This window comes from Streptomyces sp. NBC_01237 (assembly GCF_035917275.1).
Lineage (GTDB): Bacteria > Actinomycetota > Actinomycetes > Streptomycetales > Streptomycetaceae > Streptomyces.
This window is the reverse complement of record NZ_CP108508.1, coordinates 4,140,965-4,160,792: the sequence shown is the minus strand read 5'-3', so window position 1 is coordinate 4,160,792 and position 19,828 is coordinate 4,140,965. Positions and strand designations below refer to the sequence as shown.

21 protein-coding genes are annotated in these 19,828 nt (G+C 72.1%); 14 read left to right on the top strand and 7 right to left on the bottom strand.

Features of this window, described 5'->3' with window-relative positions; all coding sequences use genetic code 11:
- Positions 1–270 precede the first annotated feature (270 nt).
- Together OG251_RS18245 and OG251_RS18240 are read left to right on the top strand one after the other, a co-directional pair.
- Positions 271–1,011 (top strand): IclR family transcriptional regulator, encoded by a 741-nt coding sequence (locus tag OG251_RS18245; RefSeq protein WP_326678192.1) that lies wholly within the window; start codon positions 271–273, stop codon positions 1,009–1,011.
- A 31-nt stretch (positions 1,012–1,042) separates the two neighbouring features.
- A complete protein-coding gene (locus OG251_RS18240; RefSeq protein WP_326678191.1) occupies positions 1,043–2,953 on the top strand; it encodes an AfsR/SARP family transcriptional regulator in 1,911 nt (636 codons plus the stop codon).
- Positions 2,954–3,071: 118 nt separating this feature from the next.
- Here the strand turns inward: OG251_RS18240 and OG251_RS18235 are convergent, their stop codons facing one another.
- Positions 3,072–3,431: a hypothetical protein gene (locus tag OG251_RS18235; protein ID WP_326678190.1), complete on the bottom strand. Its 360-nt coding sequence runs from the start codon at positions 3,429–3,431 to the stop codon at positions 3,072–3,074.
- 553 nt (positions 3,432–3,984) lie between these two features.
- On the opposite strand from OG251_RS18235, the gene OG251_RS18230 reads away from it, so the two are divergent.
- The 7 genes from OG251_RS18230 (at position 3,985) to OG251_RS18200 (ending at position 10,832) form a co-directional block, all read left to right on the top strand.
- Complete coding sequence (locus tag OG251_RS18230) at positions 3,985–5,028, top strand: polyprenyl synthetase family protein (RefSeq protein ID WP_326678189.1); 1,044 nt, start codon at positions 3,985–3,987, stop codon at positions 5,026–5,028.
- A gap of 32 nt (positions 5,029–5,060) precedes the next feature.
- On the top strand, positions 5,061–6,608 hold the full coding sequence (locus tag OG251_RS18225) for an acyl-CoA carboxylase subunit beta (protein ID WP_326678188.1): 1,548 nt from the start codon (positions 5,061–5,063) through the stop codon (positions 6,606–6,608).
- A complete protein-coding gene (locus tag OG251_RS18220; RefSeq protein ID WP_326678187.1) occupies positions 6,605–6,811 on the top strand; it encodes an acyl-CoA carboxylase epsilon subunit in 207 nt (68 codons plus the stop codon). Before OG251_RS18225 ends, OG251_RS18220 begins: the two co-directional genes overlap by 4 nt.
- 124 nt (positions 6,812–6,935) lie before the next feature.
- A complete protein-coding gene (locus tag OG251_RS18215) occupies positions 6,936–9,095 on the top strand; it encodes an MMPL family transporter (protein WP_326678186.1) in 2,160 nt (719 codons plus the stop codon).
- A 255-nt stretch (positions 9,096–9,350) separates the two neighbouring features.
- The gene (locus OG251_RS18210) at positions 9,351–9,671 is read left to right on the top strand and encodes a LysR family transcriptional regulator (protein ID WP_326678185.1); all 321 of its coding nucleotides are present in this window, start codon (positions 9,351–9,353) and stop codon (positions 9,669–9,671) included.
- Between the two features lie 157 nt (positions 9,672–9,828).
- On the top strand, positions 9,829–10,047 hold the full coding sequence (locus tag OG251_RS18205) for an MbtH family protein (RefSeq protein ID WP_326678184.1): 219 nt from the start codon (positions 9,829–9,831) through the stop codon (positions 10,045–10,047).
- A 23-nt stretch (positions 10,048–10,070) separates the two neighbouring features.
- Entirely contained in the window at positions 10,071–10,832 is a 762-nt protein-coding gene (locus OG251_RS18200) for a thioesterase II family protein (protein ID WP_326678183.1), read from the top strand.
- 113 nt (positions 10,833–10,945) lie between these two features.
- On the opposite strand, the gene OG251_RS18195 is transcribed toward OG251_RS18200, so the two are convergent.
- From OG251_RS18195 to OG251_RS18185, 3 genes are all read right to left on the bottom strand, one after another.
- Positions 10,946–11,818 carry a hypothetical protein gene (locus OG251_RS18195; RefSeq protein ID WP_326678182.1) on the bottom strand — a complete coding sequence of 291 codons (873 nt, stop codon included), beginning with the start codon at positions 11,816–11,818 and terminating at the stop codon, positions 10,946–10,948.
- Positions 11,819–11,957: 139 nt separating this feature from the next.
- A complete protein-coding gene (locus OG251_RS18190; RefSeq protein ID WP_326678181.1) occupies positions 11,958–12,971 on the bottom strand; it encodes a beta-ketoacyl synthase N-terminal-like domain-containing protein in 1,014 nt (337 codons plus the stop codon).
- On the bottom strand, positions 12,968–14,131 hold the full coding sequence (locus tag OG251_RS18185) for a beta-ketoacyl-[acyl-carrier-protein] synthase family protein (protein ID WP_326678180.1): 1,164 nt from the start codon (positions 14,129–14,131) through the stop codon (positions 12,968–12,970). The genes OG251_RS18190 and OG251_RS18185 overlap by 4 nt, the downstream gene beginning before the upstream one ends.
- Before the next feature lie 237 nt (positions 14,132–14,368).
- Here OG251_RS18185 and OG251_RS18180 point away from each other — a divergent pair, with 237 nt between their 5' ends.
- Genes OG251_RS18180 through OG251_RS18160 form a run of 5 tightly spaced genes read left to right on the top strand, consistent with a single transcriptional unit; the run spans position 14,369 to position 16,827 of the window.
- On the top strand, positions 14,369–14,620 hold the full coding sequence (locus tag OG251_RS18180; protein WP_241838396.1) for an acyl carrier protein: 252 nt from the start codon (positions 14,369–14,371) through the stop codon (positions 14,618–14,620).
- On the top strand, positions 14,617–14,988 hold the full coding sequence (locus OG251_RS18175) for a hypothetical protein (RefSeq protein WP_442818344.1): 372 nt from the start codon (positions 14,617–14,619) through the stop codon (positions 14,986–14,988). Before OG251_RS18180 ends, OG251_RS18175 begins: the two co-directional genes overlap by 4 nt.
- Positions 14,988–15,401, top strand: a complete 414-nt coding sequence (locus OG251_RS18170) for a hypothetical protein (protein WP_326678179.1) — start codon at positions 14,988–14,990, stop codon at positions 15,399–15,401. The genes OG251_RS18175 and OG251_RS18170 overlap by 1 nt, the downstream gene beginning before the upstream one ends.
- Positions 15,401–15,814, top strand: coding sequence for a hypothetical protein (locus OG251_RS18165; protein WP_326678178.1), 414 nt, complete (start codon positions 15,401–15,403; stop codon positions 15,812–15,814). Before OG251_RS18170 ends, OG251_RS18165 begins: the two co-directional genes overlap by 1 nt.
- The gene (locus OG251_RS18160) at positions 15,811–16,827 is read left to right on the top strand and encodes a 3-hydroxyacyl-ACP dehydratase FabZ family protein (RefSeq protein ID WP_326678177.1); all 1,017 of its coding nucleotides are present in this window, start codon (positions 15,811–15,813) and stop codon (positions 16,825–16,827) included. The genes OG251_RS18165 and OG251_RS18160 overlap by 4 nt, the downstream gene beginning before the upstream one ends.
- Positions 16,828–17,222: 395 nt before the next feature.
- On the opposite strand, the gene OG251_RS18155 is transcribed toward OG251_RS18160, so the two are convergent.
- The 3 genes from OG251_RS18155 to OG251_RS18145 all read right to left on the bottom strand — a co-directional run bounded on the left by OG251_RS18155 (position 17,223) and on the right by OG251_RS18145 (position 19,549).
- A complete protein-coding gene (locus tag OG251_RS18155) occupies positions 17,223–18,020 on the bottom strand; it encodes a hypothetical protein (RefSeq protein WP_326678176.1) in 798 nt (265 codons plus the stop codon).
- 99 nt (positions 18,021–18,119) lie between these two features.
- On the bottom strand, positions 18,120–18,329 hold the full coding sequence (locus OG251_RS18150; RefSeq protein ID WP_326678175.1) for a ferredoxin: 210 nt from the start codon (positions 18,327–18,329) through the stop codon (positions 18,120–18,122).
- A complete protein-coding gene (locus tag OG251_RS18145) occupies positions 18,326–19,549 on the bottom strand; it encodes a cytochrome P450 (RefSeq protein WP_326678174.1) in 1,224 nt (407 codons plus the stop codon). Before OG251_RS18145 ends, OG251_RS18150 begins: the two co-directional genes overlap by 4 nt.
- Between the last annotated feature and the right edge of the window lie 279 nt (positions 19,550–19,828).

Sequence of the window (19,828 nt, the reverse complement as noted above, 5' to 3'; positions counted from 1 at the left end):
GAGCAGGCGGCTAGAACTGGCGGAGTCGATCGGAGTCCGCCGGGGCGGGCCCGTCGCCGTACCGCTACGAAGTACCGCTGACGCGAGGTGCGAAGAGATGAAGGCCGGCATCGGCGTCGGACGGCTCCGTGGTCACCGGGCGACCGCTTCCCGCAGCCCCGGGGCGTCCGGGGGCGGCGGGGAGGAGCGGGGCGGGGCCGCTCCGGCGGACGTACCGGCGTCGTGCCCGGAGGAAACCCGCGTACCGGCGGAGTCCCTGGAGGGCACCCGATGACCACCTGGACCCACCCCGCCGTTCCTTCCCGCCACGACAGCGGGGTCGCCGTGCTGGACAAGGCGTCCCTGCTGCTGAGCGTGCTGGAGGACGGCCCCGCCTCGGTGTCCCGGATCGTCAGGGTCACCGGGCTGACCCGTCCCACCGCCTACCGGCTGGCCCTGGCCCTGCAACGGCTCCGGCTGGTCACCCGCGACGCCAGGGGCCGGTATCTGCTCGGCCCCCGGCTGAGCGAGATGGCGGTCCTGGAGCACGGCGACCGGATGCTGGCCCTGGCCGCGACCGTACTGCCCGAACTGCGTGACCGGACCGGTGCCGGGGTCCGGCTCCACCGGCGCTGCGACGGCGGCCAGTTGTGCGTGGCGGCGGCCGAGTCCTCGCCGCGGGTGGCGGACGCCGTGCCGGTGGGGACCGCCTTCTCGATGCGGTCCGGGGCGGTGGCACAGGTGCTGCTCGCCTGGGAGGAGCCCGAGGTCCTGTACCGGGGGCTCGCCAGGGCCCGTTTCACCGCCGCCGCACTGGCCCAGGTGCGCCGCCGGGGCTGGGCGCAGGGCGCCGGTGCCTTGGACGGCGACGCGGTCACGCTGGCCGCGCCGGTACGGGGACCCGGCGGCCGGGTGGTCGCGGCGCTCTCCCTCTCCGGGCCGGCCGCACTGCTGGCCGGCGGCCCCGCGAGGGAGTTCGGCGGTGCCATGATCGATGCCGCACTGCGCCTGGGTGAAGCGTCGGACGGATGACCCTTTCCCCCGGGGCCGGGCGGCGGCCCGTATGACACGTCGGGAAGATCCGGCGGCACAGATGGAGTTCAGGATTCTCGGCCCCACCGAGATCTGGGCCCGGGGGGCCCGTATCCCGCTCACCGCGGCCAAGCAGCGCACGGTGCTCGCGGCGCTCCTGGTCTCCCCCGGTCACTTCGTCTCCGATCAGTGGCTCGCCGAACTGCTGTGGGGGCCGTCGCCGCCCGCGACGATGTCCGCCCAGCTCTACACCTACGTCTCGCGGCTGCGGCGCAGCTGCGGGCCGGGGCTCCGGCTGGTGCGCAGGCACCGCGGCTACGGTCTGGTCCTGGGGGACGCGTGGTTCGACTGGGAGGTGTTCCAGCAACTCGCCGAGCAGGGGCGCGAGGACCTGGTGAAGCACCGCTACGCCGCGGCCGCGGCCTGTCTGGAGCCCGCACTGGCGCTGTGGAACGGCCCGGCGCTGTCGGACGTCACCGAGTTCCTGAGCCGGACCGAGCTTCCGCTGCTGGAGGAGGCCCGGCTGCGCGCGGTGGACAACCGGATGGCGGCCGTCCTTGCCCTGGGCCGGCACGACAGTGCCCTGCCCGAGCTGACCCGGCTGGTGGCGGAGCACCCCACGCGGGAGTCGTTGCGCGGCCAGCTGATGACCGCCCTGTACCGCTGCGACCGGCAGATGGACGCCCTGCGCGTGTACGAGCAGGGGCGGCGCGTGCTCCACAAGGAGCTGGGCGTGGCCCCGGGGGCGTCGCTGCGGCAGCTGCACCGCGCGGTGCTGCTGGAGGCGCTGCCCGGCCCGGCCGCCGCCGAGCCACTGATCCTGACCGGGCCGACCGCGGCGGCCACCGCCGCACCGGTGGCCGCCGCGGCGGGCGGCCCGCGGTTCCACGGCCCGCACAGTCCGTGGACCGGCCTGGTACCGGCCATGCTGCCGATGGACACCGTGGGATTCGTCGGCCGCCGCACCGAACTCGCCGATGTGCTCGGAGAGTTGCGCAGCACCCGGAGCGCGTACCGGGGCGTCGTGCTGACCGGTGCGGCCGGGATGGGCAAGACGGCGCTGGCCGTGCGGGCGGGGCACGCCTGCCGGGACGACTTCCGGCAGGGCCAGCTCTACATCGACCTGCGGGACGAGAACGGCGGTGCCAAGAATCCGCTGGAGGTGCTCGGCAGCTTCCTGCGCGCGCTGACGTCCGTACGGGACGAGGACCTGCCCGGCACGCTGGACGAGCGCGTCCAGCTGTACCGCAGCGCGCTGTCCCGGCGCCGGGTCCTCGTCGTGCTCGACAACGCGGTGGACGACCGTCAGGTGCGGCCGTTGCTGGCGAGCGGCCCCGGCTGCCGGGTGCTGATCAGCGGCTGCCGTCCGCTGGCGTCGCTGGAGGGTGTCCGGGCGGTGCAGGTCGGGCGGCTCGACGACGCGGAGGCGCGGGAGCTGATCGTGGCGGGGGTCGGACACAGGCGCCTGGACGCCGAACCCGTGGCGGCCCGAAGGATGCTGGAGCTGTGCGACGGGCTGCCGCTGGCCCTGCGGTTCTGCGCGGCCCGGCTGGTCGCCCGGCCGCACTGTCCGGTGGCCCGGCTGGTGGAGCGGCTGGAGCGCGGGGAGGTGCGGTCGGACGAGTGGGGGGAGGGGGCCCACGATCTGCGTACGGTGCTCCGCGCGAGCGTCATGCAGCTGGAACCCCCGCTGCGCCCGGTCCTGCGCACGCTGGCCCGTACCGAACCGGGCGTCTTCTCACCGGCCGGTGTCGCACGACGGCTGAACTGGTCCGAGGAGCGGGCCCGGGGGGCGCTGGACGCGCTGGTGGAGGGCGGGCTGCTGGAACTCGCCACGGGACCGGGCGGGTTCCTTCTCCACCCGTCGGGCGGTCCGTCCGCCCTGGCCCCGGCACAGGAGCGCTACCGGTGCACGCCCCTGGTCAGGCTCCTGGTGCACTGAGGGTCCGCGCGCTCACCCGCCGGTCGGGGTACGGGTGCGCCCTCGTGAGGGCCGAGGGCCGAGGGGCGTGGGGTGCGCTCCGTCGTGGTTACGGGGGCGCGGGGCTCGGCCCGTTCCGTCAGCCGGTCGTCGGCCGGGGCCGTTCGGCCGTGGCGCCGGGCGGGGGGACGCTCCCGCCGGGGGCGGCGGGCAGCGGGGCCTGCATGTCGTTGATGAACGCCGCCAGCAGCGCGGCCCAGCGCAGACCCTGATCGTCCGCCGCCGAGCCGTCCTCCATGTCCAGGCCCCCGAGCTCGTCCGGGCCGAAGTCCGGGCCCAAGTCCGGCTCGGACGGGAACGGGCCCTGCCGCGGTGCCGGGCGGGTTCCTTCCCCGGCCGACACGTGCCACCGTGCCCCGGACGGGGTCTCCCGCCGCGGGTGCTCCGGACCGCCGTCCTCCGTCACCGCCGCCGGATCCGGTGCAGCCTCCTGGCTCATGTTCCCCTCCTCCTCGGGCCGCCCCTGCCGGGCGTTCCTTCCAGGGTTGGGTACGTGCCTATGCGCTTTCTATACTCCGGCTCCCCCGGATGCACACCGGCGCGCCACCCCCCGTCCCCCTGGCAGCTTCCTGTAGCGGGCATTGCCGTTGAGGGGGCGGGCGCAGTTCCATGGGCGCGTCAGGTGCAGTGCTCGCCCCTATAGCGGAGCCTCCCTGTCCGGCGGGCGATCCCCCCCCATGTTCCGCCGGGATGTCGGAGGCCCGGCCCCTTCGGGGACCGGGCCGTCGGCCCGATGCGTGAGCGACCGCACCCTGCGCCGTTCCCCTGTGCGGAGAAAGAGGTTCCGGTTCCGGCCGCCGGGCTCCCGACGAGGTCCGCAGGCCGGGCACCCCGGCGTCGCCCGAGGCCGGCTGGCAGGAAGAGGCCAGCGCCGTTGCCGGGTGCGAAGGGCGGAGCCGATCCTCGGACCGCCGTCGACGCCGGTGGACCCGGCTCCGGTACGCACCCACCCCGTGCACACGTCACGACCCGCTGAAGAAGAGGACGAGGACATGACCGTCACGGCCCCGCCCGGCTCCGAACTGCTGGCCCATATCGCCGCGCAGGAACCGTCGTTCGAGCGACGGACGGCCGAGTCGCTGCTCGCCGTCGAGAAGCGCCTGCTGGACTGCGCCTCGGGCGCCCCCGATCCCCGGGTGGCGGAGCTGACGTGTCACCTCGCCGCGGCGGGCGGCAAGCGGCTGCGCCCCCTGCTCGTCCTGCTCGGCGCGGAGTTCGGCGAATCGTGGCGGGACGGGATCGTCGATGCCGCCGTGATCGCCGAGCTCGTCCATATCTCCTCGCTCTACCACGACGACGTGATGGACGGGGCGGCCCTGCGGCACGGCGTGGACAGCGCCAACGCCCGCTGGGGCGAGCGCCTCGCCGTGGCGGGCGGCAACTGGCTGCTCGCCCGCGCCGCCCGGCTCGCCGCCGAACTGGGCCCGGACATGGTGCGGTTCCAGGCGGACGTGGCGAGCGAACTGGTCGTGGGCCAGCTGCGCGAGATGTCCGGACCCGCCGAGGGCGAGGACCCCGTCAGCCACTTCTTCCAGGTCACCTCGGGCAAGACCGCGGCCCTGCTCTCCATGTCGCTGGGCGCCGGGGCGCTCCGGGCGGGGGCCCCGGCCGCGCACCGCGCCGACCTCGCCGAGTACGGCCTCCAGCTGGGTATCGCCTTCCAGATATCCGACGACCTCCTCGACCTGGCCGCGCCCGCCGAGCTCACCGGCAAGGAGCAGGGCACGGACCTGGCCGCCGGGGTGCCGAGCCTGCCGGTGCTGCTGGCCACCGCCGATCCGGGCCCGGCCGGTGCCGAGCTGCGGGAGCTGCTGGCGGCCGGGCCGCTGGAGGACCCCGGTGACCGGCGGCGCGCCCTGGAGCTGTTCGCCGCGTCGCCCGCTCCGGCGGCCGCACGCGCCCATCTGCGGCAGCGGCTGGACCGGGCGGGGGCCGTGCTGGACACGCTGCCGCCCGGCCCGGCGCGCCGGGCCCTGCACGCCCTGTGCGACTACGTCGACACCCGTGTCGCCCGCACGGTGGCGTCGGCCCGCTGACTTGACCGGCAGACACGACAAGGGGGTTGGACATGCCACAGGAAACGATGGATGAACTCGCCGTCATCCGCGCCGAAGCGCTGCGTGGACCGAGCGAGCGTGCCACCGAGGCGCAGCACGCGAAGGGGAAGCTGACGGCGCGTGAGCGTATCGGGCTGCTGCTGGACCCGGATTCGTTCAGGGAGGTCGAGCAGTTGCGTCGCCACCGGGCGACGGGGTTCGGCCTGGAGGCGAAGAGGCCCTATACGGACGGTGTGATCACGGGGTGGGGCACGGTCGAGGGCCGGACGGTCTTCGTGTACGCGCATGATTTCCGGATCTTCGGCGGGGCGCTGGGCGAGGCTCATGCGACGAAGATCCACAAGATCATGGACATGGCGATCTCGGCGGGTGCGCCGCTGGTGTCGCTGAACGACGGTGCGGGTGCGCGTATCCAGGAGGGCGTCTCGGCGCTGGCGGGGTACGGGGGGATCTTCCAGCGGAACACGCGGGCGTCGGGGGTGATCCCGCAGATCAGTGTGATGCTGGGTCCGTGTGCGGGCGGTGCGGCCTACAGTCCGGCGCTGACGGACTTCGTGTTCATGGTGCGTGAGACGTCGCAGATGTTCATCACGGGTCCGGACGTGGTGAAGGCGGTGACGGGCGAGGAGATCTCGCAGAACGGTCTGGGCGGTGCGGATGTGCACGCCGAGACGTCGGGCGTGGCGCATTTCGCGTACGACGACGAGGAGACCTGTATCGCGGAGGTGCGGTACCTGATCGGGATGCTGCCCTCGAACAACCGGGAGAACCCGCCGACGGTGGCGAGCGACGACCCGGCCGACCGGCGCGGTGACGTCCTGCTGGACCTGGTCCCCGCCGACGGCAACCGCCCGTACGACATGCACAAGGTCATCGAGGAGCTCGTCGACGACGGCGACTACCTGGAGATCCACGAACGCTGGGCCACCAACATCATCTGCGCGATGGCCCGGCTCGACGGCCATGTCGTGGGCGTCGTGGCCAGCCAGCCCCTGTCGTACGCCGGGGTGCTGGACATCCACTCCTCCGAGAAGGCCGCGCGCTTCGTGCAGTTCTGCGACGCGTTCAACATCCCGCTGGTGACCCTGGTCGACGTACCCGGCTTCCTGCCCGGTGTCGATCAGGAGCACGGTGGGATCATCCGGCACGGCGCGAAGCTGCTGTACGCGTACTGCAACGCCACCGTGCCGAGGATCTCGCTGATCCTGCGCAAGGCCTACGGAGGCGCCTACATCGTCATGGACAGCCAGTCCATCGGCGCCGACCTCTGTTACGCCTGGCCCACCAACGAGATCGCCGTCATGGGCGCGGAGGGTGCGGCGAACGTCATCTTCCGCCGCCGGATCGCCGAGTCCGACGACCCCGAGGGGGTGCGCGGCCAGCTGGTCAAGGAGTACAGGGCCGAGCTGATGCACCCCTACTACGCGGCCGAACGCGGCCTGGTGGACGACGTCATCGACCCCGCCGGGACGCGGCACCTGCTGATCCGCTCGCTGGAGATGCTCCGTTCCAAGCACGCCGATCTGCCGTCGCGCAAGCACGGCAACCAGCCCGCGTGAGTGCCGCGTCCGGGCCGGACGGGTCCCCGCTGAGAGTGGTCCACGGGTCGCCGACCCCGGAGGAGCTGGCGGCGGCGGTCGCGGTGGTGCTCACCGTCCTCCAGCACCGCGGTGCGGCCGGGCCGCACGGACCGACGCCCGCCCCGTGGCGCCGGGCGGAGTCGCCCGCCTCCCCGCGGGTCTCCTGGCGGGGCGGTCGCTGAGGGCCGCATGCAGGTAACTGCACGGCGCCTTGTAGACGTTCGGCGCCTTGCGGAACGTGGCGGTCCAAGTACAGGTACTCGGCGGTGGGCCCAAGCCGCAGCTCAAATTCGTGGAGGAATTCCCATGTTCCAAGGAATCGGGCGGTTCTCGGTGAACCGCCCATGGCTGGTCATCGCGCTCTGGCTGGTGGCCACCGCCGCCCTGATCGCGCTGGCACCGCAGCTGAAGCCGACGAACGACCAGGCGGAATTCCTCCCGTCGAGCTACGAGTCGGTGCAGGCCGCGAAGATCCAGCAGAACTCCTTTCCGCAGAGCCGTCAGCCGATGGCCATCGGTGTCGTCCAGCGCGCGGACGGCGGCGAGCTGACCGACGCCGACAAGAAGGCCGTCGGTGAGGTCGCGGCCGGGCTTCAGGGCAAGAAGTTCGACAGGATCAGCGAGGTGGTGGCGGACCCGAAGGCGGTCTCGCCGGACGGCAGGATCAGCCTGATCCATGTGTTCGCCTCGACGAAGACGCCGCAGGACGAGAAGCTGGTCGATTCCGTCGGGAAGCTGCGGACCGAGGCCGCAGACCTGCTCCCGGGCAAGGACCTGAAGCTCGGTTTCACAGGTCCGTCCGCCACGGTGCTGGACTCGCAGGAGGCATCGGACAGCACCGACGCCATGGTCATGATGGCCACCCTGGTGCTCATCATCGTGCTGTTGCTGGTCATCTTCCGCAGCCCCGTCATCGCGTTGATGCCGGTCCTGATCATCGGGCTCGTGTTCATGGTGACCATGGGGGTCATCGCGTTCGCCAGCGAGATGGCCGGACTTGAGGCACCCGCCTCCATCTCCGCCATCCTCATCGTGGTGCTCTTCGGCGTCGGCACCGACTACACGCTCTTCCTGCTGTTCCGCTACCGCGAGTACCTGCGGGAGGGCCAACAGCCCAAGGAGGCGCTGGCCCTGGCCGCCGGGCGGGTCGGCGAGACCATCGCGTCCGCCGCGGGTGTCGTCATCGCCGCGTTCCTCTCGCTGCTGCTGTCGTCCATGGGCATGCTCAGCAGCATGGGCATGTCGCTCGCGATCGCCGTCGCCGTCACGCTGATCGCCGCGCTGACGCTCGTTCCCGCGGTCTTCTCCCTGCTGGGCACCAAGGCGTTCTGGCCGTCCAAGGCCTGGCGCAAGCAGCCCAAGAACGTGATCGCGGGCCGCGTGGGCGGCTTCGCCTCCCGCAAGCCGGCTCTCATCACCCTCGTGTCCGGCGGTGTGCTGGCGGCACTGGCCGTGGGCGTGTTCGGCTTCACGGCGGAGTACGACACCGAGAGCTCGCTCCCGGACAACCTGGAGTCCGTCCAGGCGATGGAGCACCTCCAGCGCGGCTTCTCGGCCGGGCAGTCCGACCCGACGTCCGTCTATGTGAAGGCCGACGGCGGGGCGGCGCTCGACAAGGACGCGCTGGCCGCGTACGGCAAGGAGCTGGCGGGGGTCAAGGGCGTGGACACCGTGTCCCCGGCCCTGGTCAACCCGAAGGGCGACGTCGCGCAGTACAGCGTCGTGCTCGACTTCCGCCCGAGCGGCGACGAGGCCCTGGGCCTGGTCGGCGGTGAGCTGCGGGACACGGTCCACCGGGCCGCGCCGAAGGGAACCGAGCAGTACGTCGGCGGCAGCACGGCCGTGCTCGCGGACGTCCGTACCGCCGTCAACCGCGACTACAAGCTGGTGTTCCCGGTGGCCGCGGTGGCGATCATGGTCATCCTGGGCCTGATGCTGCGCAGCTTCATCGCCCCGGTGTACCTGATGATCTCGGTGGGTCTCGGATTCGGCGGCACGCTCGGCGCCACCGTCTGGATCTTCCAGGACGGTTCGAACGGGCTGCTGTTCATGCTCCCGGTCATCGTCTATCTCTTCGTGGTGGCCATCGGGACGGACTACAACATCCTGATGGTGGCCCGGCTGCGCGAGGAGATCCGGAGCGGCAAGGAGCCCCGTGAGGCCGTCCGGCTGGCCGTCACCCAGTCCGCTCCCACCATCGGCGCCGCCGCGGTCATTCTCGCGGGCACCTTCGGGGTGCTGATGCTCGCCGACAACTCCATGCTGAAGCAGATGGGCTTCGCGGTCGCGTTCGGGATCATGCTGAGCGCGTCTCTGATGGCGATTCTCCTGGTCCCGGCCGTCACCACCCTGGTGGGACCGCGCGCCTGGTGGCCGGGCAACCGGCACGACCGGTCCGGCGACGGAGATCAGGAGCCGGTGCGTGAGCCCGATGCCGATGCGCTCGTCACCACACCGAGCCGCTAGCCCGGCAGGCGCTTGAGAGCTGTCCCACGGCCGCCGGCCGTCCCCCTGGCCCGAGAGCGCCCCGGGGGACGGCCGGCGGCTTCCTGCTGCCCGCGGTGACAACACCCGCGGGCGGCGGGCCTCTTGGACCTCCGCCACCCCGTGCAGCTTCCTGAAAGCGGAGGGGAGCCGCGTCCGGCCTGTCGGTAACCTGCTGATACGGCGTCCTTGGTCATCAGGATTTTCTGCCGTGGTGCCGGCCAGATATGAGGTGTGATGCACGAGCGCGAGTTCAGAGCTTTCGTTTCGATCGCGGAAACCGGACGAATGGATGCCGCGGCCCGACAACTCGGTTATTCCCAGCCGGCGATCACCTATCAGATCAAGTGTCTGGAACGGTCCCTCGGCTTCAAGCTGTTCACCCGGCACCCCAGCGGTGCGCGGCTGACCCGTGACGGGCGGATGGTCCTGTCCTCGGCGCAGGCCGTACTCATGCTGATCGACAACATCCGCAACATGCGCGGGAGCGAGGACGCCGAGGCCGCCGGGCCGTCCGTGCGCGCCGCCCTCCCGGTGGGCGGGCGGAGCACCGCCTGAGGCGGTCGCCGTACGGCGCCGGGAGTCGCGGGCGGGAGACTCCGCCCTGCGGGCAGGAGTCTCCGTACGGAGAGTTCTTCCTCGCTTCACGGACACCCGGCCGGTGATTCCGGCCGGGTTGACAATGACGAATGCCGAGCACGTGGGAGAGAAAACGATGAGCACCAATCCCTTCGAGGACAACGACGCCAGCTACTACGTACTGGCGAACGAGGAGGGCCAGCACTCGCTGTGGCCCGCGTTCGCCGAGATTCCCGCGGGCTGGACGGTGAAGCACGGCCAGGACAGCCGTCAGGCATGCCTGGACTACGTCAACGAGAACTGGACCGACATGCGCCCGCAGAGCCTGGTGCGCCAGATGGAAGCCGCCAAGTAGTCCGGCGGCCGGAGAGGACGACCATGCGGACGGGTTCCCGCGCCGCGGTATACCGGCCCAGGCCGCGCCCGAGGGCCGGCCGGGTGCTGGTGTGCCTGAGTTACTGCGGCGGAGGCACCGCCCCGTTCCGGCGGTGGGCCGAAACCGTGCCGGACGACGTGGAGTTGGCGCTCGTCTGCTATCCGGGCCGGGAGGCACGCTTCAACACGCCGTTCGCCCGTGACTGGGTCGCCCTGCGCGACGACGTGGTGCACGCGGTCCGGGGTCTCGTGGACCGGCCCTACACCCTGTTCGGCCACAGCATGGGGTCCTGGGTGGCGTTCGAGACAGCGGCACAGCTCGACCGCCTCGGCGTCACCCCGCCCTCGGCGCTCGTCGTCTCCGGCGGGGTGGCCCCGCACAGGAGGGAGTCGCGCACCGATGTGCCCCGCTCGGCCGACAGCGACGACGCGCTCGTCACCTGGATGCGCGAGTTCGGGCAGATGAGCGCGGTGGTCGCCGACGAACCGGAGCTGCGCAAACTCGCGGTGGAACTGCTCCGTGCGGACCTGGAGGTCACGGAGTCCTACCGCTTCGTGCCGGGCACCCGGGCGACGGCGCCGCTGCGGGTCCTCTACGGCACCGAGGACACCGGCGCCTTCAGCGAGGTGGAGCGGGACTGGAAGTCCCTGGCGGACGGCGGCTTCGAGGCGCTGGAGCTGCCGGGCGGGCACTTCTACGAGGCGGACGTATGGGCCGCTCTGCCGCGGTGGTGCACCGAAGCCGCCCCGGACGCGGGGCGTTGAAGGGCTGCCCGGCACACCGCGGTCCCTTCCCGCGTGCCGGGCAGTCATCAGCAGTGAGGAACGCCGCGTCGACGAGGTCGGCGCGGCGTTCCTCACCGGGTCGCGGGTGCGGTTCAGGCCGCCTCGCGCAGAGCGCGCCTGCGGTCGTGCAGGACCAGCAGGAGGACCATGCCCATGGTCACTCCCAGGACGGTGCCGGCCTGTCCGGCCAGCAGGAGCGACAGTTCGTACTCGGGTGAGGGGCGCTTCGTGCCGACGCTCGTGAGAAGGCTGTAGACGCTGTACGAGAAGAGCATGCCGGACGCGATCCAGGCCGCCGCCATGGGCGGCAGGAACCTCCGCGATCCCCGGCGGTCGGTCAGCACCAGGATGCCCCAGGCCCCCACGAAGGCCCAGACGCCGGTGCTCGCCGACAGCAGGTGCCACCACATGTCACGGTGCACCAGCTTGACCGGGTCGAGGCCGAGGGTGCCGCCGAGCGCCCAGAACAGCTTGACGGCGCCGAGCCCGGCGCAGCCCACCGCGAGCAGCCGGGCCGCGGTGGTCTGCAACTCCCGGCTGTTTCCCGGGGTGTCCGCGTGGTCGGTCGGCCCGCCCAGCGCCTCCGGCCACCGGCTCCTGGCGTAGCCCGCCAGGGCGAGCGGCAGGCCGATGCCGACGCCGACCAGCGAGATCATGACGAAGACCTGCTCGTAGACCCAGAAGTCGGTGGAGGAGTCCGCCTGTTCGTCGCGGGACATGGCGGCCGGGCCGAGCACCGGGGCCAGCACCAGCATGGGGACGAGCAGCCCGGTGCCCACCCAGACGGGCAGGATGATCAGCCAGGAGGGGAGCCGTTCGCCCCAGGGCCGGATGAACGCCATCGCCAGCAGAATGCCCACCGCGGCGAGAACCGCGGTGGTCGCATTGATGGCGCGCCAATCGGCTTCGCCCATTTCCTCGGTCGGAAGGAAGAGGCCGAACGCCCAGGCGATTTTGATCAGCATGTACGGCATAACCGCAATGGCGGTGCCATAGCCGCAGATTCTGCGTATCTTGAGCAATCGTGAGGTCGGTTGCGCCGCCATTACTGTCATGCGGGCACAATATCCGAGCCGTCATTGGGGGTCAAAGTTTTCTCCCCCCTTATATAGATATGCGCTTTTCGGTGGTTCTGTGAAATCCGGGTCGGGCGGGGCCGGTAAGTGCTATGGCGGTGAGATGGCCGGATTCCGATACGGACACCAGCAGCGCGGGCTCCGCCGCACGGGCCAGGGCGATCAGTTCCAGCAGGCCGGACACCGCGCAGTGCCGGGCCTCGGCCATCGCCTCGGCGGGGTCGCGCAGCGAGCCTCCCCCGGCGCCGAGCGCCGCCGCGACGGCGTCGCGGACCGCGCGGCCGAAGGGTGCGGCACCGGCCGGACCGCTGACGACGAGCCGCAGGCCGTTCGCGCCGTCGGCCAGGGCGGCGATCCGCCGTCCGGCCGCCGCGAGCGCCGCCGGGTCCCGGGCGCCGTCGGCGCCCGGGGCGACGAACCGGGAGAGCCCGCCGGTGAGCGTGGCGAGCGCGCCGGTCCGGCCGGCCGGGTCCGGTGCCGACAGGACGACGGCGGCGGCGCCGTCGTACTGACCACCGCCGCACCCCGCACCGTCCCCGTCGGGCGCCCGGTCGGTCGCCGCGGCCACCACCCGGTCGGCACGGCCGGTACGCAGCGCGGTCATCGCGAAGTGCACCGCCTCCAGGCCCGCGGTGACGGGGTTGGTCAGCGTGACCGAGAAGGCGCGGGCGCCCACCGTGATGGCGAGCTGGCTGCCGGGGGTGCTCATCGAGAACGCGGGCACCTCGGCCGGGCTGATGCCCCGGACGCCCTCGGTGCGCAGGACGTCGTCCATCCGCCGGTGCGCGCGGTCGATCGCGTACTGGGTGCCGGTGACCACACCGAGGCGGCTGCTCGGCCCGCCGGTGAGGGGCGGGTCGTCATGGCGTCTGCCGAGCGCCAGGTGTCCGGCCGCGAGCAGATAGCGGGTGGCCGGGCTGTGGTACTTCCACCCGCGCCGGCCGAGATGCGCGGCCGGGTCGAACCAGGCCGCGTCCCCCGGCTCCCCGGCCGCCCGGGGCTCCTGCGCGACCGCGCCGGTGCCCGTGATCAGGATGTTCATCCGGTGGCCTCCCAGGCGAGCACCGCGTTGTTGCCGCCGAAACCGGTGCCGCTCACCAGCACCGACGGCCGGGACAGAGGGACCGGCCCGCCCAGGGGCACAGCCATCGGGCAGGCGGGATCGACACTCTCCACATGGGCGTTCGGCGGAACCAGGCCGTGCCGCAGGATGCGGGCCGCTATCACGCAGCCGAAGACGCCCGCGGCGCCCGCGGTGTGGCCCATCACCGCCTTCGGCGCGTACCCGGCGACCTCGGCGGCGTCGCCGCCCGCGGCCGTCACGGCCCCGCTGACCGCGATGCTCTCCACGGAGTCGTTGAGCGCCACCCCGGCCCGGTGCAGCACCACGGCACCGGGGGGCCCGGAGGTGGTGGCGAGGGCCCCGGCGACCGCGCGGCCCAGCTGCTCGCCGGACGGCTCCGGGGCCATCGGGTGGTGGGCGTCGCAGCTCCAGCCCTGCCCGGCGAGCACCGCCTGCGCGCTCACGCCCCGGCGCCGGGCGGACGCGGCCGACTCCAGCACCACGGCCGCCGCGCCCTCGCCGGTGACCATGCCCGCACGGCCGGTGTCGAAGGGGCGGCAGCACAGCGGGTCCAGCAGCCCGAACCGGTGCAGTGTGCCGACCGCGACCCGTGAGAAGGCGTCGCCGCCGCAGGCGATGACGACATCGGCCTGCCCGGTCTCGATCAGCTCGGCGGCCCAGCCCACCGCGTACGTCCCGGCGGAGCAGGCGGTGGACAGGGTGTGGCCGGGCCCGCCGATCCCGAACCGGCCGGCGACCACGGCGGCCACCCGGTGGGTGGCGGGCGGCCGGCCGGGCGCCGCGGGCCCCTCCGCCAGGTCGATGTCACCGAGCGACGTGCCGACGGTCAGTCCCGCGTCGAGCAGGTCCTCGTCCGTCAGCCCGGCCTCGGCGACCGCCTCCGCGACCGCCGAGAGCAGCAGCGCGCCGGTGCGCCCGGCCCCTTCGCCGTGGGTGGGCGGGAACCCCGGCGCCGACGGGTCCGGATCGGCCGCGTACAGGGGAGGGGGCTCCGGCAGCCCGCAGGCGTCCGGCGCGGGCACCGGCAGCCGGTCGGCACGCAGCAGACCGTCCCACAGCGCGTCGACTCCGGCGCCGAAGCAGGTCACCGCTCCCAGCCCCGTGACCACGACCGTCACCGGCGCACCTCACTCCTGTGGACCGTAGAAAACAATTCTCGATACGACCAGAGTGCCTTCGGTAAAGAGCCGCGGCCGTCGCGCCTGCAAGTACCTGCAGTATTCCTGTGCGCGTCTCCTCGGCCGTAAGGCCCCTGCAATACCATCGGCGGCGATCGACGCGGCTGGGTACCGTCCGGAAAGATGAGAACCGGAATGGTGTGAAGCCGAATGAATGGCCAAAGGAAAGGGAATCCGGTGAGTGCCGAAATCACGCTGAATACGTCGGAACTCCGGGAGCTGGTGGCGGACACCCTGGATGTCGAATCCTCGGCGCTGACCGACGACGCGCTCTTCATCGAGGAGCTGGGGGTCGACTCGGTGGTGGCACTGGAACTCGCGGTCACCCTGGAACAGCGTTACGGGATCAGGATTCCCGAGGAGGAGCTGGTCGAGCTCCGCACGTTTCCCGACATCCGCGACCTGCTCAGCCGGAAGCTGGGCGGTTGACGGCCGTGCGGCCGGCCGGTTCACCGGACACCGGCGGGGGTGCCGCCTCCTATTTCCTGATCGAGAGCAAGGGGAACTGGGCGGGCCCCAACGCGGGCACCTTTCTCCTGGACGCCGCGGCGCTCGCCGGAGCCGGACACCGGGTACGGGTCTATCTCGTCGAGGACGGTGTGCTGAGCGCCGTGGGCACCGAGGTGTCGGAGATCGAGCGCCTCGCCGGGGCCGGGGTCGAGATCCTCGTGGACGACTTCTCGGCGGCGCAGCGCGCGCTCGGCGCCATGACGCTGTCGCCGCACGTGAGACTCGCCGGGATGGAGACCGTCGCGGCGGCGCTGGCCGAGGACGACTGCAGAGGTGTGTGGCACTGATGGGTACCCCCATGAAGCGCCGGATGTGGGACCTGCTGCTCATCCTGACGGCGGCCCCGCACTCCAGCGATGTGGTGACCTCCGCGCTGCGGCTCTCGCACGCGGTGCTCGACAACGGCGGCTCGGTACGGATCTGGGCGTGCGGTTACGCCAACATGCTCACCCAGAACACGTTCGGTGACACCAAGCTGCCCAACACCCGTGACCCGGAGGGGCATTACCCCTCGTCGTCGGCGATCGTGGCGCGGCTGACGGCCGACAGCGGTGGCCGCTTCGGCTGGATCACCTGCACCGCGTGCGCCGAGGAGCGCGGCGCGACCCACCACATCCCGCAGGTGCGGCACCGCTCGCCGCTCCGGCTGGCCGGGACCATGGCCGCGGCCAGGCAGACGCTCTACCTCGGGGGAGCCTGATGACCACCACCTCACAGGAACGGCCGCGTCAGCGGGTGCTCTGCGTGCTCGACCGCGCCTACCGGGGCGCCGTGGAGGTGCAGTTCTTCCACCCGCTGTACGGACTGCTCGACCTGCACGGCCAGTTCGAGCAGGTGGATCTGGCGCTGCGCGGGGCGACGGTGACGATGGCCGTCGAGGAGGACGACTACGTACCGGCCGTACGGATCGGCTCGACGGTGCTGGACACGCTGCCCGACTACCGGGGTGCCGTGCGGGACCTGCTCGCCGAGGGGTTCAGCGTCTTCGTGGACGAGAGCGCCCTGGACGGACTCGGCGTCACCCCGGAGCAGCTGGTGCCGGGTGTCACCACTCTCGCCCCGGCCGAACTGGCGCTCCGCTGGCCGGAGTACGACCAGGTGTGGTTCGTGTGACCGGCGGCATTCCGACCCGGACCGGGGAGCCGGCAGAGGCGCGGGCAGAGGCGCGGCGCACGTTCGCGACCCCGTTGTGCGCGGTCGACCGGCTGGAGCCGGACGCGGGCGGACCGGACCTCCGGTTCCGCGCGTTCAAGACGGTCAGCGCCGACGACCCGTACATGGAGGGGCACTTCCCCGGACTCACGCTGCTGCCCGCCGTGTTCGTGCTCGAAGCGCTCCGGCAGGCGCTGTCCACCCTGGTGGGCGGCGACGAGCCGCTGAACCTGCTGGAGGTCGCCTCCGGCCGGTGGCTGGCGCCCATGCGCGGCGGTGACGAGATCCGGCTGGACGTCACGGCGAGGAAGGACGACGGCGGGCGATGGCGGGTCACCGCCGGCGGGGTGCGGCAGGACGGTACCCCGGTCGTGGCCGCGAAGGTGGTGCTCGGCGACCGGAACACCGCCCCGGCCGGCGGGCCACTCGCCCCCGCGGGCGCGCCGCCCCTCCCGCCCGCGACCGCGTACGGACCGGACTACACCGCGATCCTGGACCGGCTGCCGGTACGGCACCCCATGCTCCTGGTGGACCGGGTGGAATCCTTCGACCCCGGCCGGGAGATCACGACCGTGAAGGCCGTCTCCGGCTCCGAGCCCTGCTACCGGTCGATGGCGGACGGGCTCCCGCTGTCGCGGTACATGTACCCCAGGGCGCTGATGCTGGAGTCCTTCGGACAGTCCTCCGTGCTCCTGTGGCTGTCCAGCGGCACCACCGAAGGCGTACAGGTCGCCGCCGCCTTCCGTGACTGCCGCTTCGCCGGGGAGGTACGGCCGGGTGCCGTACTGCGCCATGTGGCCCGGATCGACCGGCTGATGGCCGACAACGTCTTCGTGTCCGGGGAGACCTGGGACGGAGACCGGTGCGTCATGACGGTCGGCGCCCTCATCGGCGCGAACCGGCCGCGCGAGCGGATGGACGGGACGATGAACACGGCACCCCCTCCGGCCATCCCCGGCCCGCCCGGCGCTTGAGGACAGCCGGACCCCAGGCCGGCGCCCCCACCCTCAGCTCCTCCGGCCAACCCAGCCCGCCCGGCGTTTGAGGACAGCCCTTCCCGAGCGCCGGGGGCCGGCGACCCTACCCCCAGCCCCTCCGGCCATCCCCGGCCCGCCCGGCGCTTGAGGGCATCCTTTCCCCGAGCGCCAGGGCCGGCGCCCCCACCCCCAGCCCTTCCTCCCAGCCCTTCCGGCCACCCCCAGCCCGCCCGGCGCTTGAGGGCATCCTTTTTCCCCGAGCGCGGGGCCCGGCGACCCCACTCCCAGCCCCTCCGGCGTTTGAGGAGCGGGGTCCGGGGCGGCGCCCCGGTTTCGGGAAGGGGCGGGTAGGGGACAAGCTCGCCGCAGGCGCCCCACCCGCACGGCCCCCGTCAGGACGACGCGTAACTGCCGACGATCTCGCCGACGACCTCCGCCGTCCGAGCACTGCGCAGGATGTCCACGTGGTCGACCGGCACCTCGACGGTCCGCGCCGCCAGCAGGGCCCCCTCGGTCGGCTGCCGGGAACTCACCGCGGTGGCGGTGCGCCAGGCGGCGGCCGGTTCGATCTGCCGGGCCGCGTCCAGATACGACACGAACGACCGGAACACCGCCGCGAACTCCTCCAGCAGTTCCGTGTCGAGCTCCTCGCGTGCGAACGCCGCGCCCGCCTGCTCCCGGAAGATCCGGACCAGCTCGGCGCCGAAGGCGGCGAAGTCCGGGGCGCCCGCCCGCGCAGCCTGTGCGGCCTGTCGGGCGGCGGACACCTCGTCGGCGGACAGCACCGAGGCGAACTGGTTCATCATCGCGGCGAAGTCCCGGTCCAGACCGGCCGGGGACGGCACCTCCGGATCGAACATCACGAACCGGGGCGGCCGCGCCTGCCACCCCGCGACCCGGGCGGCGATCTCACCGGCGAAGACGCTGCCCGCGCAGTAGCCGAGCACCGCCCGGACCGTACGGCCACTGTCCTCGGCCTCACGGACCCACAGGTCGATGTAGTCCCGCGCGGACATGCCGTCGCCCGTGTCGGGCTGGCGGGTCTCCCACACGGCGAGGTGCGGGTCGAGCCGGGGGACGAGGTCGGTGAAACTGGAGTCGGAACGACCCGTGGTGGCGAAGTCGACGGCGAGCACGAGGTCGGTGCCCCGCCCCTCGTTGAGGACTTTCCATCCGGTGAGCCTGCTCATGTGTGCTGTCCACTCTGGTCGGCGCTGTGCGGGGAATGCGGGGCGGGCGGGCGCCGGGCCCGTCACCGCGCGGGCGGTGACGGGCCCCGGGGCCGCCGCTCAGCCCTCGGTGATCCGGATGGCCTTCGACGGGCAGATGTGCTCGACGAGCTTGCGCGTGTGCGCGGCATCGGCGTCCGATGGGCTGTCGTCCAGCAGGATCACCAGGCCGTCGTCCTCACCCTGGTCGAAGACGGCGGGGGCGCTCATCACGCACAGCCCGGCGCCGATACAGCGGTCGCGGTCCACCTGCACCTTCACCGCGCTCACCAGCCGACCACGAGCTTGTGCACCGGCGGCAGCCCGTCGATGAGCTCGATCGGCTCGTCGGACTCGACCACGTGCAGATCCGGGAACCGGGTGAACAGCGAGGTGAAGCACAGCTCCATCATCAGCCGGGCCACATGCTGGCCGAGGCACTGGTGGACGCCGTAGCCGAAGGCGAGGTGGTCCCGGGCGTCGCGGTGGATGTCGAAGGCGTCGGGGTCCGTGTACTTGGCCGGGTCGCGGTCGCCGAGACCCTTCAGTACGAGGATGCCCTCGCCCTCCTTGATGGTCACGCCGTCGATCTCCACGTCGGCGAGCGCCACCCGGGCCAGGACCTCGTCGACGAGGCTGAAGTAGCGCAGCACCTCGTTCACGGCCTTCGGCATGAGCCCCGCCGGGTCGCCCTGGAGCGCCTTGAGCTGTCCGGGGTGGTCCAGGAGCGTCTGGGTGCCGAGCGCGATGCGGTTCACGATGAACTCGTAACCCGCGAGCAGCAGCATCTTCGTCATCAGCGTCAGACCGTGGTGGTCGAACTCGTCGGTCCGGCCCGCCCGGGTGATGAAGCCGCCGAGCATGTCGTCGGCGGGGTTCTCCCGCTTCTCGGTGACGAGGGTGGCGAAGTACGCCATCAACTCGTTGTTGGCGGCCATCTTCTCGTCCATGGTGTACGAGTGCCGCGTACCCACCATGATCGCGGCGTTGCGCGTGAACACGTCCCGCTCGGCCTCGGGAATGCCGGCCAGTTCGCAGATCACCTGGGCCGGCAGCGGCAGGGCCAGCGCCTGGACGAGGTCGGTGGGGCCGCCGGCCGCCTCCATCCCGTCGAGGTAGCGGTCGATCAGCTCCTGCACCTTCGGGCGCAGCTTCTCGACGGCCTTGATGGTGAAGTCCGGCAGCGCCATCTGACGGACGCGGGTGTGCCGGGGCGGGTCCATGGTCACCAGCAGGTTCTTGGAGTCCCTGGCGATCATGTCCAGCAGTTCCTGCGGCGCGGGGAACCTGATGGGGAACGTGGGGTGCGGCTCCACGCTGAACCGGGCGTCCGCCAGCAGCCGTTGGATGTGGTCGTGCCGCGAGACCAGCCACGCCTTGCTGCCCGACGGCATGGTCACCTGGGTCAGCGGACGTCCCTCCGGCACCTGGTCGTACTCAGGCAGAAGGGGGTTGGGCCAGCCGCGTGGCGCGACGGGGCAGGTGGCCTGCTTCTCCATGGCGTCGGTCATAGGGGTATTCCCTGTCTTTGTCGTGGTCATGGGTCTGCTCGCCGTGATGCTACGGACGGAATTCCCGCCCGCCGGAGACCCTTGCCACTTGCTGCAACAGGACCCGGTTCGAAGAATCTGAATTCCGCGCGCCCGGCCAGAAGATCCGTTTCCGGTAATTGCAGCGGCCTGCGACAGAGCTTGTCGGTACGTGTATTCGTTTACCGAACGTCGATTGACCGCCGTCAGCGGATCCGGTGCACGGACGAAGGGCGCTGCCGCGCCCGCCCCAGGGCTGTT